The 13,795-nt window shown below is 57.1% G+C and carries 10 protein-coding genes; 4 read left to right on the top strand and 6 right to left on the bottom strand.

Annotation, left to right across the window (positions count from 1 at the left end):
• The first annotated feature begins 356 nt into the window (after positions 1-356).
• Positions 357-1,298 carry a TIGR01212 family radical SAM protein gene (locus NUX24_RS11870; RefSeq protein ID WP_257831741.1) on the top strand — a complete coding sequence of 314 codons (942 nt, stop codon included), beginning with the start codon at positions 357-359 and terminating at the stop codon, positions 1,296-1,298.
• On the opposite strand, the gene NUX24_RS11865 is transcribed toward NUX24_RS11870, so the two are convergent.
• On the bottom strand, positions 1,278-2,780 hold the full coding sequence (locus tag NUX24_RS11865) for a helicase HerA-like C-terminal domain-containing protein (RefSeq protein WP_257831684.1): 1,503 nt from the start codon (positions 2,778-2,780) through the stop codon (positions 1,278-1,280). The two genes, NUX24_RS11870 and NUX24_RS11865, sit on opposite strands and share 21 nt — an antisense overlap.
• A gap of 138 nt (positions 2,781-2,918) precedes the next feature.
• Between NUX24_RS11865 and NUX24_RS11860 the strand changes: the two genes are divergently transcribed.
• A complete protein-coding gene (locus NUX24_RS11860) occupies positions 2,919-4,559 on the top strand; it encodes a dihydroxyacetone kinase subunit DhaK (protein ID WP_257831682.1) in 1,641 nt (546 codons plus the stop codon).
• A gap of 43 nt (positions 4,560-4,602) precedes the next feature.
• On the opposite strand, the gene NUX24_RS11855 is transcribed toward NUX24_RS11860, so the two are convergent.
• The 5 genes from NUX24_RS11855 to pepA form a co-directional block, all read right to left on the bottom strand.
• Positions 4,603-5,622 carry an NAD(P)-dependent alcohol dehydrogenase gene (locus NUX24_RS11855; RefSeq protein ID WP_032659690.1) on the bottom strand — a complete coding sequence of 340 codons (1,020 nt, stop codon included), beginning with the start codon at positions 5,620-5,622 and terminating at the stop codon, positions 4,603-4,605.
• An 83-nt stretch (positions 5,623-5,705) separates the two neighbouring features.
• Positions 5,706-6,209, bottom strand: a complete 504-nt coding sequence (locus tag NUX24_RS11850) for a GNAT family N-acetyltransferase (protein ID WP_198886065.1) — start codon at positions 6,207-6,209, stop codon at positions 5,706-5,708.
• A 123-nt stretch (positions 6,210-6,332) separates the two neighbouring features.
• Positions 6,333-9,188 carry a valine--tRNA ligase gene (locus tag NUX24_RS11845; RefSeq protein ID WP_257831678.1) on the bottom strand — a complete coding sequence of 952 codons (2,856 nt, stop codon included), beginning with the start codon at positions 9,186-9,188 and terminating at the stop codon, positions 6,333-6,335.
• A complete protein-coding gene (gene holC / locus NUX24_RS11840; RefSeq protein WP_008502815.1) occupies positions 9,188-9,631 on the bottom strand; it encodes a DNA polymerase III subunit chi in 444 nt (147 codons plus the stop codon). Before holC ends, NUX24_RS11845 begins: the two co-directional genes overlap by 1 nt.
• A gap of 86 nt (positions 9,632-9,717) precedes the next feature.
• A complete protein-coding gene (gene pepA / locus NUX24_RS11835) occupies positions 9,718-11,229 on the bottom strand; it encodes a leucyl aminopeptidase (RefSeq protein ID WP_023309366.1) in 1,512 nt (503 codons plus the stop codon).
• A 266-nt stretch (positions 11,230-11,495) separates the two neighbouring features.
• On the opposite strand from pepA, the gene lptF reads away from it, so the two are divergent.
• Positions 11,496-12,596 carry an LPS export ABC transporter permease LptF gene (gene lptF / locus NUX24_RS11830; RefSeq protein ID WP_047650945.1) on the top strand — a complete coding sequence of 367 codons (1,101 nt, stop codon included), beginning with the start codon at positions 11,496-11,498 and terminating at the stop codon, positions 12,594-12,596.
• Positions 12,596-13,678: an LPS export ABC transporter permease LptG gene (gene lptG / locus NUX24_RS11825; protein WP_047650943.1), complete on the top strand. Its 1,083-nt coding sequence runs from the start codon at positions 12,596-12,598 to the stop codon at positions 13,676-13,678. Before lptF ends, lptG begins: the two co-directional genes overlap by 1 nt.
• The last annotated feature ends 117 nt before the right edge of the window (positions 13,679-13,795 follow it).

Below are 13,795 nucleotides of genomic sequence, written 5' to 3'. Positions count from 1 at the left end.
CTATTTTTACATTGATTGAATGCCCTGGCAGGACACAGAGGAGTGTGATCTGACTCACTATATGAAAGCGGTATTATCAATGTAGCGTGCTGAATAGCAGTTTTATAGCAGAATAATAATCTGGCATTGACTGCAAACCCGCATAAACCCACTGTTTTTCAGTGGTGGCGCTATAAATGAAAAAAACAATCAGAACATAAGGAAAAGTAATCACATGCGGCGTGAATGAAATTGCAGTAATCCTGAGTATTTATTCATATAGATAAAGGCCGTCCAGGGCGATTGATCCAGGTCATCGCCGACAGAGGCTAAAAGTGGCAGGCTTGTCCCCTTTCTCCGGGACGGTCTATCAGATTATGCAGTTACAGAAATTAGTCAATATGTTTGGTGGGGATCTTTTGCAGCGGTACGGGCAAAAGGTTCATAAGCTGACGCTGCATGGCGGGTTTAGCTGCCCGAATCGCGATGGCACCATCGGGCGCGGCGGCTGCACCTTCTGTAACGTTGCGTCCTTTGCTGACGAAGCCCAGCAGCATAAATCTATCGCTGAACAACTTGCCCATCAGGCCAGCCTGGTGAACCGCGCGAAGCAGTATCTGGCCTATTTTCAGGCCTACACCAGCACGTGGGCGGAGGTGCAGGTGCTGCGCTCTATGTATCAGCAGGCCGTCAGCCAGGCCAGCATCGTTGGGCTGTGCGTGGGCACGCGCCCGGACTGCGTACCGGACGCGGTGCTGGACCTGCTCAGCGAGTACAAAGAACAAGGCTACGAGATCTGGCTGGAGCTGGGCTTACAGACCGCACATGACAAAACGCTGCACCGTATTAACCGTGGCCATGATTTCGCCTGCTACCAGCGCACCACGCGCCTGGCCCGCGAGCGTGGGCTGAAGGTCTGTTCACACCTGATTGTTGGGTTACCCGGTGAAGGTCAACAGCATGGCCTTGAAACGCTGGAAAAGGTGGTTGAGACCGGCGTGGACGGCATTAAGCTGCACCCGCTGCATATCGTTACGGGAAGCATTATGGCAAAAGCCTGGGAGGCCGGGCGGTTAAGCGGTATTGAGCTTGAGGACTATACGGTGACGGCGGGGGAGGTGATTCGCCACACCCCGCCGGAAATTGTCTACCACCGCATCTCGGCCAGCGCCCGCCGTCCAACGCTTCTGGCTCCGCTATGGTGTGAGAACCGCTGGACGGGGATGGTGGAAATTGACCGCTATCTGCAGGAGAACGGTGTGCAGGGTTCGGCGCTGGGCCGCCCGTGGGTTCCCCGTCTACCGGCGACGGCCGCCTAACAAACTCCCCAGCATGCCGCGCACGATTTGATTGGTGACCTGCCGCGCCGCGCTTTTCGCCATGGTCTGTACCACGCCGTCGCGCTTGCCGCCGCGCGGCCCGGTGCTGCCGAACAGGATGTCTTTGAGCCCCCCGAGAATACCGTCATCCACGGCGACGGACTGCCCTTTAGCGGCAGGAGCATCCTGCGATTCGGTTGTCGCCTGCACTCCTTTTTGCAGCATCTCGAACGCGGACTCGCGATCCACCTCGTCTTCGTACTTTCCGTAAACCGGCGAGTGGTTAATCAGGCCGTTGCGTTCATCGTCGGTAACGGGCCCCATGCGCGAGCAGGGCGCGATCACCATGGCGCGTTCCACCACGGACGGGCTGCCCTTCGCATCCAGGAACGAGATCAGCGCTTCACCGGTGCCTAACGCCTGAATCGCCGCTTCGGTATCAAAGGCCGGATTGGCGCGCATGGTTTGCGCGGCGGCTTTCACCGCTTTCTGATCTTTCGGCGTAAAGGCGCGCAAGGCGTGCTGCACGCGGTTACCGAGCTGGCCGAGCACGTTATCCGGGATATCCGACGGGTTTTGTGAAACAAACCAGACGCCAACGCCTTTGGAGCGGATCAGGCGAATGACCTGTTCAATCTTATCCAGCAAGACCTGCGGCGCGTCGTTAAACAGCAGGTGCGCTTCGTCAAAGAAGAAGACCAGCTTCGGTTTTTCCAGATCGCCCGCTTCGGGTAACTGCTCGTAGAGTTCGGAGAGCATCCATAGCAGGCTGGCGGCGTAGAGCTTTGGCATTTGGTAGAGCTTCTCGGAGCTCAGAATGTTGATAATGCCTTTGCCGCTGCTGTCGGTGCGCATCCAGTCTTTGATATCCAGCATCGGCTCGCCGAAGAAGTGCTCGGCGCCCTGTTGCTCCAGCGTCAGTAACCCACGCTGAATGGCTCCCACCGAGGCGCTGCTGATATTGCCGTACTGGTTCTGGAAGGATTTGGCGTTATCGCCTATGTACTGCGTAATGGCGCGCAGATCTTTGAAATCAAGCAGCAGCAGCCCCTGATCGTCGGCAATACGGAAGATAATATTCAGCACGCCGGACTGCACGTCGTTGAGGTTAAGCAGACGGGCCAGCAGCAGCGGGCCGAGATCGGAAACGGTAGCGCGCACCGGGTGGCCCTTCTCACCAAAGATATCCCACACTACCACCGGATTGTTATGCGGCGTCCAGTTCGTGATGCCAATATTGTTCAGCCGTTCGAGCAGTTTCTCAGAGGCCGTCCCTTCCTGAGCCACACCGGTTAAATCGCCTTTCACGTCAGCCATAAAGACCGGTACGCCAATCTCCGAAAGCGACTCCGCCAGCTTTTGCAGGGTGACGGTTTTCCCCGTCCCGGTCGCTCCGGTGATCAGACCGTGGCGGTTCGCCATCGCGGGCAGTAAATACAGCTCTTTTTCCAGCGTCCTGGCAATTAACAATGGTGTACTCATGATGCGCTTCCTCTCTTTGTCCTGGGTGGAGTATAGGCAACCTGACCGCAATTTGGTTGAGTAAATTCCTGACTTTGCGGCGCATTATCCAGCGCGGACTATGCTTTTGCATACGGTTCACAAAAATAGTGGGAAACGATGTCCAGATTCTTCTTTAACGATCGCAAACAGCTGGTCAACGATGCCATTGAAGGCATACTGCTTTCTGCGCCACACGCAAATCTCGTCAAGCTTGATATCGATCCGGCCATCAGGATCGTCGCGCGCGGCGACTGGGACAAAAGCCGCGTGGCGGTGATCTCCGGCGGCGGCTCAGGCCACGAACCCGCGCACGCCGGGTTTGTTGGCAAAGGGATGCTGACGGCGGCAGTGTGTGGCGATCTGTTTGCCTCGCCGAGCGTGGATGCGGTGCTGAACGCCATTGTGGCGGTCACGGGCGATCGCGGCTGTCTGCTGATCGTCAAAAACTACACCGGCGATCGCCTGAACTTTGGTCTGGCGGCGGAAAAGGCCAAACGCTACGGCCTGAAGGTGGAGATGGCGATCGTGGCGGACGATATCGCGCTGCCGGATAACAAACAGCCGCGCGGTATTGCCGGTACGGCACTGGTGCACAAGATTGCCGGCTATGCGGCGGAGCAGGGGAAATCGCTGAGCGAGGTGCGGGATATTGCGCAACAGGCCTGCGATAACCTCTGGAGCCTGGGCGTGGCGATGCAAACGTGCAACCTGCCGGGCAGCGATGATGAAGAGGGGCGGATTAAGCAAGGCCATGTCGAGCTGGGCCTGGGCATTCACGGAGAGCCCGGGGCTTCCGTCGTGGATACGCAGAACAGCAAAGCCATTATCGACACGCTGGTGACGCCGTTACGCGCGCAGGCGGGAGAAGGGCGGTTTGCGGTATTGATTAACAATCTCGGCGGCGTATCGGCGCTGGAGATGGCGCTGCTGACCAAAGAGCTGGCGCATTCGGCGCTGAAAGAGGAGATCGCGTATCTGATAGGCCCCGCGCCGCTGGTGAGCGCGCTGGACATGAAAGGCTTTTCGCTCACGCTGCTGAAGCTCAACGATTTCTTCGAAAAGGCGATTCGCGCCGAGGTCGAAACGCTGGGCTGGCAGAAACCCGTGGCGTTTGCGCCGCTGCGCACCGTGGCGCATACCGCCATTCACGATCGCGTGGAATACACTCCGTCGGACAATGTGCGGGTAGGCGAATATGTTTCCTCGGTGACAAAAACGCTGCTCCAGCTGGAAAACCGACTGAACGCGCTGGATGCCAAAGTGGGCGACGGCGATACCGGCTCCACTTTTGCGCAAGGGGCGCGGGATATTGCGCAGCGTCTGGAGGATCGCAAGCTCCCGCTTGATGACGTATCGACGCTGCTGCTGCTGGTTGGCGAGCGGCTGGCGACGGTGATGGGCGGATCGAGCGGGGTGCTGATGTCGATCTTCTTTACCGCGGCCGGGCAAAAGCTTCACGATGGTCAGCCGCTGCCCGAGGCATTGCTCAGCGGGCTGGCGCAGATGAAGCAGTACGGTGGGGCAGATCTCGGCGATCGTACCCTGATCGACGCGCTGCAACCGGCGCTTGAAGCATTGAAGAATGGCGATCTTCAGGCAGCGGCGCAGGCCGCACAGCACGGTGCTGAAGCAACGGCGAAAATGGCGAAAGCCGGCGCGGGACGTTCATCGTATGTGAATAAAGAGAATCTGGATGGGGTAATGGATCCGGGAGCGGTCGCGATAGCGGAAGTATTTAACGTATTGTCGCAGCAGTGAAAGTAGGCCGGGTAAGGCGAAGCCGCCACCCGGCACTATCACATCAGAAATCCGCTTTCAACACCACGCGGTAGCGGGCTTTGCCGTCACGCACGTGCTGGATCGCTTCGTTGATTTTCGACATCGGATACAGTTCGGTGGTCGGCGCCACTTTGGTGCGTCCGGCAAATTTCATCAGCTTGCGCAACTCAAACGGCGTACCGGTCGCGGAGCCTGACACGCTGCGATCCCCGCCGATCAGGGTAAACGCAGGAACCGGCAGCGGCTTCATTACGGCACCTACGGTATGGAAGTTACCGCCGTAGGCCAGCGCCTCAAAGTACGGCTGCCAGTCAAGATCCACGTTAACGGTGTTGATGATCAGGTCAAACTGCCCGGCCAGCGCGTTCAGCGCGTCAGGATCGCGGCTGTTCACCACTTTATCCGCACCCATCGCCAGCACTTCTTTCTCTTTCGCCGGGTTCGAGCTGAACGCCGTGACTTCACAGCCCATCGCGTGCAGCAGCTTGATGGCGATATGCCCCAGGCCGCCAATACCAATGACACCCACGCGGCTGGTGGCGGTGATATGGTGCATCAGCAGGGGTTTGAAGACGGTGATACCGCCGCACAGCAGCGGACCGGCGGATTCGATATCAATGCTGTCCGGCAGCGGAATCACCCATTGCCAGTCGGCGCGCAGTTTGTCGGCAAAACCGCCCTTGTTCAGAATAGTGGGAACGGCGCCTTCGAGGCAGTTGATCTGATTCCCGCTGATACAGGCGTCGCAGTGACCACAGCTGCGTGCCGTCCAGCCAATGCCCACGCGCTGGCCCACTTTCAGCCCTTTGTCCTGCGCGGCGCTACCGAGCGCCACGACGCGGCCAATAACTTCGTGTCCGGCAACCAGCGGATAGCTCGAGAAGCCCCATTCGTTGTCGATCATCGAGAGATCCGAGTGGCAGATCCCGCAGTAATCAACCTGTACTTCGACGTCTTCTGCTTTTAGTTCGCCCGCATCGTACTCGTACAGCTCAAGTTCTGCACCCGCCTGCGGTGCGGCGTAGCTTTTTATCTTCGACATCGTGTTTCCCCCGTTGTGGTGTGAACTGAGAGTGTAGAGCATTCAGTTTACAGCCGCTTAACAGAAGAGGGCAGGAACGAAACTTACAGACTTTTCAGCATTCTGACTTCGCAATCAACGTGGCCGGTACAGCCCAGCGGTGCATCGATATGCTCAAAGCCCAGATGTTCATACAGGCCGATGGCCTCTTTGAGGAAAGCGGTTGTTTCAAGGTAGCAGCGTGTAAAACCCTGCTTGCGGGCGTGGTCCAGCGCAATTAGCGCCAGCTTTTTCGCCAGTCCTTGCCCGCGCGCCGTTGGGAGGAAATACATTTTCTGCAGCTCACAGATATCCGGCTCGCTGCAGCTGAGGGGCGCCACGCCGCCGCCGCCCACGACCTGGCCGTTCTGCTCAATTACCCAGTAGGCATGCCCTGGCTGGCTGTAGAGCTGGAAAAGCTCGTCCAGATTCGGGTCAGCAACCGTGTAGCCTTTGTCAGCCGTCAGGCCATATTCGGCAGAAACGGTGCGGATAACGGCGGCGATAGCCGGGTTATCCTGCTCAGTGATCCGACGCATCGTCGTCGCGACGGGGGTAATCACGCTCATAGCATTACTCATTACAAAAATTGACACATAACTGCTGTTAATAGCACCGCAGAAAGGGGAGTGCAAGCGAGGAGTTTTCAGGAAGGATACCCCTTACGCCCTGAAGCGTAAGGGGTAAAAGCATTACAGGGCTGCGATAACCGCCTGCTGCTCGATCAGTTTGGTCTTCGCATCGGCGAAGGCAACCAGACGCTCACGCTCTTTCGCGATGACCGCTTCCGGCGCGCGGGCGACAAAGCCTTCGTTCGCCAGCTTGCTTTCGATTTTGCCAATTTCCACGTCGACTTTCGCCACTTCTTTCGCCAGACGAGCCAGCTCGGCGTCTTTGTCGATCAGGCCCGCCATCGGGATCAGCAGTTCGGCGCCGTCGATGATTTTGGTCACGGAAACCGGACCTTTATCATCCGCAGGCAGCACGGTGATGCTTTCCAGACGCGCCATGGTTTTCAGGAAAGTGTTGTTCTCGGTGACGCGACGAACGGCAGCCTCGCTACAGCCACGCAGCAGCAGCTCCAGCGGTTTGCCAGGGGCAATGTTCATTTCAGCACGGATGTTACGTACCGCAACGATCGCCTGTTTCAGCCACTCGGTATCGGCGGACGCCGCTTCATCAACCTTGGCCGCATCGAATTCCGGGAACGGCTGCAGCATGATGGTATCGGCGTTGATGCCCGCAATCACCTTCACGCGCTGCCAGATGGTTTCGGTGATGAATGGAATGACCGGATGCGCCAGGCGCAGCAGACCTTCCAGAACGGTAATCAGCGTGTTGCGCGTGCCGCGCAGTTCCGCCTCGGTGCCGCCGTTCATCACCGGCTTCGCCAGCTCCAGATACCAGTCGCAGAACTGGTTCCAGGTGAATTCATACAGGATGCCCGCCGCGATATCGAAGCGGTAGGTGTCCAGCGCCTCGCGGAACGCTTTCACCGTCTGGTTGAATTCCGCCAGGATCCAGCGGTCTGCCAGAGACAGCGTCATCTCGCCGCCGTTGAAGCCACAGTCCTGATCTTCGGTGTTCATCAGCACGAAGCGGCTGGCGTTCCACAGCTTGTTACAGAAGTTACGGTAACCTTCCAGACGCTTCATGTCCCAGTTGATGTCACGGCCAGTTGAGGCCAGTGCCGCCAGGGTGAAGCGCAGGGCGTCGGTACCGTGAGACTCGATCCCGTTCGGGAACTGCTTCTCGGTGCGCTTGCGGATTTTCTCAGCCAGCTGCGGCTGCATCATGTTGCCGGTACGTTTTTCCAGCAGATCTTCCAGAGAGATACCGTCAACCATATCCAGCGGGTCAATCACGTTCCCTTTGGACTTGGACATCTTCTGGCCTTCGTCGTCGCGGATCAGACCGGTCATGTAGACGGTATGGAACGGAACCTGTGGCTTGCCGTCTTCGTCTTTGATGAAGTGCATGGTCATCATGATCATGCGGGCAATCCAGAAGAAGATAATATCGAAGCCGGACACCATCACGCTGGTTGGGTGGAACTGACGCAGCGCGTCGGTATTTTCTGGCCAGCCGAGGGTGGAGAAGGTCCACAGCGCGGAGGAGAACCAGGTGTCCAGCACGTCTTCGTCCTGACGCAGCGCAACATCCGCGCTCAGGTTGTTTTCCTGACGCACTTCGTCTTCGCTACGGCCAACGTAAACGTTGCCTTCGTTGTCGTACCACGCCGGAATACGGTGACCCCACCACAGCTGACGGGAGATACACCAGTCCTGAATGTCGCGCATCCAGGAGAAGTACATGTTTTCGTACTGCTTCGGCACGAACTGAATACTGCCGTTTTCAACCGCTTCCACAGCCGGTTTCGCCAGCACGTCGGCACGCACGTACCACTGGTCGGTCAGCATTGGCTCGATAACCACGCCGCCACGGTCGCCGTAGGGCACGGTCAGATCGTGAGGTTTGATCTCTTCCAACAGTCCGAGTGCGTCAACGGCAGCCACGATGGCTTTACGGGCGGCAAAACGCTCCAGCTTCTGGAACTCAGCCGGGATGTCGCTGGAATAAACGTCGGATTCGTTGCCTTTGGTGTCGTACACTTCTGCGCTTTCGCGGATATCGCCGTCGAAGGTCAGAATATTGATCATCGGCAGGGCGTGACGACGGCCCACTTCATAGTCGTTGAAGTCGTGCGCCGGGGTGATTTTCACGCAGCCGGTGCCTTTTTCCATGTCGGCGTGTTCGTCGCCCACAATCGGAATACGGCGGTTTACCAGCGGCAGCACGACAAATTTGCCGATCAGGTCTTTATAACGCGGATCTTCCGGGTTAACGGCCACGCCGGTATCGCCCAGCAGGGTTTCCGGACGGGTGGTCGCGACCACCAGGTAATCTTTACCGTCGGCGGTTTTTGCGCCGTCGGCCAGCGGATAGCGGATGTGCCACATGGAGCCTTTAGACTCGCGGTTTTCCACTTCCAGGTCAGAGATGGCGGTGCGCAGTTTTGGATCCCAGTTTACCAGGCGTTTGCCGCGGTAAATCAGGTCTTCTTTGTACAGGCGGACGAAGACTTCTTTAACGGCGTTGGACAGGCCTTCATCCATGGTGAAGCGCTCACGCTCCCAGTCCACGGAGTTGCCGAGACGGCGCATCTGACGGGTAATGGTGCCGCCGGATTCCGCCTTCCACTGCCAGATTTTGTCGATGAACGCGTCGCGACCGTAGTCGTGGCGGGTTTTTCCTTCTTCAGCGGCAATTTTACGCTCAACCACCATCTGGGTCGCGATACCCGCGTGATCAGTCCCCGCCTGCCATAGGGTGTTTTTACCCTGCATGCGCTGGTAGCGGATCATGGTGTCCATGATGGTCTGCTGGAAAGCATGACCCATATGCAAACTGCCGGTGACGTTCGGCGGCGGGATCATGATGCAGAAGGACTCTTTGCTTTCGTCGCCGTTAGGCTTGAAATAGCCCTGCTGTTCCCAGTGCTCGTAAAGCGGCTGTTCGATATCGCGTGGGTTATATGTCTTTTCCATTATTTCCAGGTTGCCGTATTCAGGTTAAAACCAGCCAGGCGGTACGCTTTATAGCGTTCGCGCGCCAGTTGTTTCAAAGATTCTTCGTAAGGGACAAAGTCTACCACTTCTGTGAAAGCGGTGGCAAAATCTGCAAAATCTATCCGCAGGCTAATCAGAATATCGCGCGCGCTGCTGTTGCGCTTTTGCGGCCAGGCAATTTCAACCGGTGCACCGCCGCGCGGGCCTTCGCCCGACAGATTATGCGGCACAAAACTCTCGGGCGGGCGCGCCCACAGCGCTTCATCCAGGCGAATCGCCTGCTGTTCATCTTCACAGGCAATCAGAACGCGTTTACCTGCGCGCCAACGTTCTGCGGCAATTTCACACACCAGCTGTTCGACGGCGCTCAGGCCATCCTGATGAGTGTCGTTGTCCAGAAGGTAGAACGTTGCATTCTTCATATATGGGGCTTCTTGTGCTCACTTTAAATGCTTAAGCCGGGTGGCAGCTTCGCCTTACCCGGCCTACGGTTTACTGCCGTTTTGACTTACTCGTCGCCGTTAAAACCCGCACGATTGAGCAGGAACTGCGACAGCAGCGCCACTGGACGACCGGTTGCGCCTTTGGCTTTACCGGAGCGCCATGCGGTGCCCGCGATATCCAGGTGCGCCCAGTTGTACTTGCGGGTGAAGCGTGCCAGGAAGCAGCCCGCGGTGATCGCACCGCCAGGACGCCCGCCAATGTTCGCCATATCCGCAAAGTTAGATTCCAGCTGATCCTGATACTCATCGCCAAGCGGCAGACGCCATGCGCGGTCGCCGGCCTGCTCTGAGGCGCCGATAAGTTCATGCGCCAGCGGGTTGTGGTTCGACATCAGGCCAGTGATGTGGTGACCCAGGGCAATCACGCAGGCTCCGGTGAGGGTAGCGACGTCAATCACTGCTTCCGGCTCGAAGCGCTCAACGTAGGTCAGCACGTCACACAGCACCAGACGGCCTTCGGCGTCGGTGTTCAGCACTTCAACGGTCTGGCCGGACATGGTGGTCAGAACGTCACCCGGACGATAGGCGCGGCCGCCAGGCATGTTTTCGCAGCCCGCCAGAACGCCGATCACGTTGATAGGCAACTGAAGTTCCGCGACCATACGCATGACGCCGTAAACCGCCGCCGCACCGCACATGTCGTACTTCATCTCATCCATGCCTTCGGCAGGCTTGATGGAGATACCGCCGGAGTCGAAGGTCAGGCCTTTACCGACCAGCACGATGGGGCGTGCGTCTTCGGACGGGTTGCCTTTGTACTCGATGACGGACATCAGGGATTCGTTCTGCGAGCCGTTACCGACCGCCAGGTAAGAGTGCATTCCCAGCTCTTTCATCTGCTGTTCGCCGATGACGCGGGTAATGACGTTTTTGCTGTAGGCGTCGGCCAACTGACGTGCCTGAGAGGCCAGGTACGCCGCGTTACAGATATTAGGCGGCATGTTGCCGAGATCTTTAGCCGCTTTAATGCCGGCTGCGATCGCCAGACCGTGCTGAATAGCGCGTTCGCCGCTGGTCAGTTCGCGGCGGGTTGGCACGTTAAAGACCATTTTACGCAGCGGACGACGCGGCTCGCTTTTATTGGTCTTCAACTGATCGAAGCTGTAGAGGCTCTCTTTTGCCGTTTCAACCGCCTGACGCACTTTCCAGTAGGTGTTACGTCCTTTGACGTGCAGTTCAGTCAGGAAGCAGACGGCTTCCATTGAGCCGGTATCATTCAGCGTATTGATTGTTTTCTGAATCACCTGCTTATACTGACGTTCATCCAGCTCGCGTTCTTTGCCGCAGCCAATCAGCAGAATACGCTCTGACAGTACGTTCGGAACATGGTGCAGTAACAGCGTCTGCCCAGGTTTGCCTTCCAGTTCGCCACGGCGCAACAGGGCGCTAATATAGCCGTCACTGATTTTATCGAGTTGCTCGGCGATCGGGGAGAGTCGGCGTGGTTCAAAGACGCCCACAACGATGCAGGCACTCCGCTGTTTCTCCGGGCTACCGCTTTTTACACTGAACTCCATGCACTACGCTCCTGAATCTTAAAGACAACGGCGGCTGCTACGGATAGAATTGAAACCTTTCGTAACTCATGTCCGCTGTTGTGGTGACTTCGTGTTAATCTTACGTTACTACGGTTTCGACACGTCAGAAAAAGTCCTGAAGCGTGAATCCGCTGGATGTTTTAATCTTAGCGATGATTTCGACGACTCAAGAGAATAAATGACGTTTAAGCCATGAAACAAGCGAAATTCCTGCAAAGAGACGGGTTTTTACGGGCGTATTTAAAGTGATAATCATAAGATATCTGGTGCGGGAGACGCTCAAAAGCCAACTGGCGATCCTCTTTATCCTGCTGCTGATTTTTTTCTGTCAGAAGCTGGTTAAGATCCTCGGTGCGGCCGTTGACGGCGAAATTCCAACGAATCTGGTGCTTTCCCTGCTTGGTTTAGGGATCCCGGAAATGGCGCAGCTCATCCTGCCGCTAAGTCTTTTCCTTGGCCTGCTCATGACGCTTGGGAAACTCTACACCGAGAGTGAAATCACGGTGATGCATGCCTGTGGCCTGAGCAAAGCGGTACTGGTGAAAGCCGCCATGATACTGGCTCTGTTCACGGGTATTGTTGCGGCGGTGAACGTGATGTGGGCGGGCCCCATGTCTTCCCGCCATCAGGACGAAGTGCTGGCCGAAGCGAAAGCCAACCCCGGCATGGCGGCGTTAGCCCAGGGGCAGTTCCAGCAGGCGACCGACGGCAACTCCGTGCTGTTTATTGAGAGCGTTGACGGCAGTAAATTCAACGATGTTTTCCTGGCGCAGCTGCGTCCTAAAGGTAACGCGCGTCCTTCCGTGGTGGTGGCAGATTCCGGTCAGCTGGCTCAGCGCAAAGATGGCTCTCAGGTCGTGACGCTGAACAAAGGTACTCGATTTGAAGGAACCGCGATGCTGCGCGACTTCCGCATTACGGATTTCCAGAACTATCAGGCCATTATCGGCCATCAGACTGTGGCGCTCGATCCAACGGATACCGAGCAAATGGACATGCGTACCCTGTGGAATACCGATACCGACAGAGCGCGCGCTGAGTTCCACTGGCGTATTACGCTTGTATTCACCGTGTTTATGATGGCGCTGATTGTCGTTCCGCTGAGCGTGGTGAACCCGCGCCAGGGACGCGTGCTCTCTATGCTGCCGGCGATGCTGCTTTACCTGATCTATTTCCTGCTGCAAACCTCGATTCGTTCTAACGGCGCGAAGGGTAAGCTGGACCCTATGGTCTGGACATGGTTCGTCAACAGCCTGTACATCTTACTGGCGCTGGGATTAAACCTGTGGGATACGGTGCCTGTGCGCCGCATACGTGCCCGATTCTCGCGTAAAGGAGCCATCTAATGCAGGCGTTTGGCGTTCTTGATCGCTATATCGGTAAAACCATTTTTACCACCATCATGATGACGTTGTTCATGCTGGTGTCGCTCTCCGGCATTATCAAATTTGTCGATCAGCTGAAAAAAGCCGGGCAGGGGAGCTACGACGCGCTGGGCGCGGGGATGTATACCCTGCTCAGCGTGCCGAAAGATGTGCAGATCTTCTTCCCGATGGCGGCCCTGCTGGGTGCCCTGCTGGGGCTGGGAATGCTGGCGCAGCGCAGCGAGCTGGTCGTTATGCAGGCCTCGGGTTTTACCCGTATGCAGGTTGCGCTGTCGGTGATGAAAACCGCAATCCCACTGGTGCTGTTGACCATGGCGATTGGCGAGTGGGTCGCGCCGCAGGGTGAACAGATGGCGCGTAACTACCGTGCTCAGGCCATGTTCGGCGGCTCGCTGCTCTCGACTCAACAAGGTTTATGGGCGAAAGACGGTAAAAACTTCGTCTACATCGAACGGGTCAAGGGGAATGATGAACTGGGCGGGGTGAGCATCTACGCTTTCGATGACCAGCGCCGTCTGCAGTCCGTTCGCCACGCCTCTTCGGCGAAATTTGACGCCGAACATAAGCAGTGGCGTTTGTCCCAGGTTGATGAATCTAACCTGACCGATCCGAAACAGATTACGGGTTCTCAGACGGTAACCGGCACGTGGAAGACCAACCTGACGCCTGACAAGCTCGGTGTTGTTGCGCTGGATCCTGACGCGCTCTCCATCAGCGGTTTGCACAACTATGTGAAATACCTGAAGTCGAGCGGGCAGGATGCGGGACGCTATCAGCTCAACATGTGGAGCAAAATCTTCCAGCCTATGTCCGTGGCGGTAATGATGCTGATGGCGCTGTCGTTTATCTTCGGTCCGTTGCGCAGCGTGCCGATGGGCGTGCGTGTCGTGACCGGTATCAGCTTCGGCTTTGTGTTCTACGTGCTCGATCAGATCTTCGGTCCGCTGACGCTGGTTTATGGCATTCCGCCGATAATTGGAGCGCTGCTGCCAAGCGCAAGTTTCCTCCTGATCAGCCTCTGGCTGCTGTTGAAACGCTCCTGATCGACCTCTCCTCGCTTCCGGTTAACCGGGAGCGAGGCTAATCTCCTGTTTCACCCCGCACTTTTTCTCACAACCTTCAACGCCTCGCCCTGAATTTGAGTATTATTGAGCGATAAA

It is taken from the genome of Enterobacter sp. HG048 (assembly GCF_024702055.1).
GTDB classification, from domain to species: domain Bacteria; phylum Pseudomonadota; class Gammaproteobacteria; order Enterobacterales; family Enterobacteriaceae; genus Enterobacter; species Enterobacter dykesii.
Note: the sequence above shows the minus strand (reverse complement) of the source record. Positions and strands in the feature narration are given on the sequence as shown.

Coding starts and splice junctions, on each gene's coding strand:
- lptG (WP_047650943.1), top strand. CDS start 12,596: ATGCAGGCGTTTGGCGTTCTTGATCGCTATATCGGTAAAACCATTTTT.
- NUX24_RS11855 (WP_032659690.1), bottom strand. CDS start 5,622: ATGTCGAAGATAAAAAGCTACGCCGCACCGCAGGCGGGTGCAGAACTT.
- NUX24_RS11850 (WP_198886065.1), bottom strand. CDS start 6,209: ATGAGCGTGATTACCCCCGTCGCGACGACGATGCGTCGGATCACTGAG.
- pepA (WP_023309366.1), bottom strand. CDS start 11,229: ATGGAGTTCAGTGTAAAAAGCGGTAGCCCGGAGAAACAGCGGAGTGCC.
- NUX24_RS11865 (WP_257831684.1), bottom strand. CDS start 2,780: ATGAGTACACCATTGTTAATTGCCAGGACGCTGGAAAAAGAGCTGTAT.
- NUX24_RS11860 (WP_257831682.1), top strand. CDS start 2,919: ATGTCCAGATTCTTCTTTAACGATCGCAAACAGCTGGTCAACGATGCC.
- NUX24_RS11845 (WP_257831678.1), bottom strand. CDS start 9,188: ATGGAAAAGACATATAACCCACGCGATATCGAACAGCCGCTTTACGAG.
- NUX24_RS11870 (WP_257831741.1), top strand. CDS start 357: ATGCAGTTACAGAAATTAGTCAATATGTTTGGTGGGGATCTTTTGCAG.
- holC (WP_008502815.1), bottom strand. CDS start 9,631: ATGAAGAATGCAACGTTCTACCTTCTGGACAACGACACTCATCAGGAT.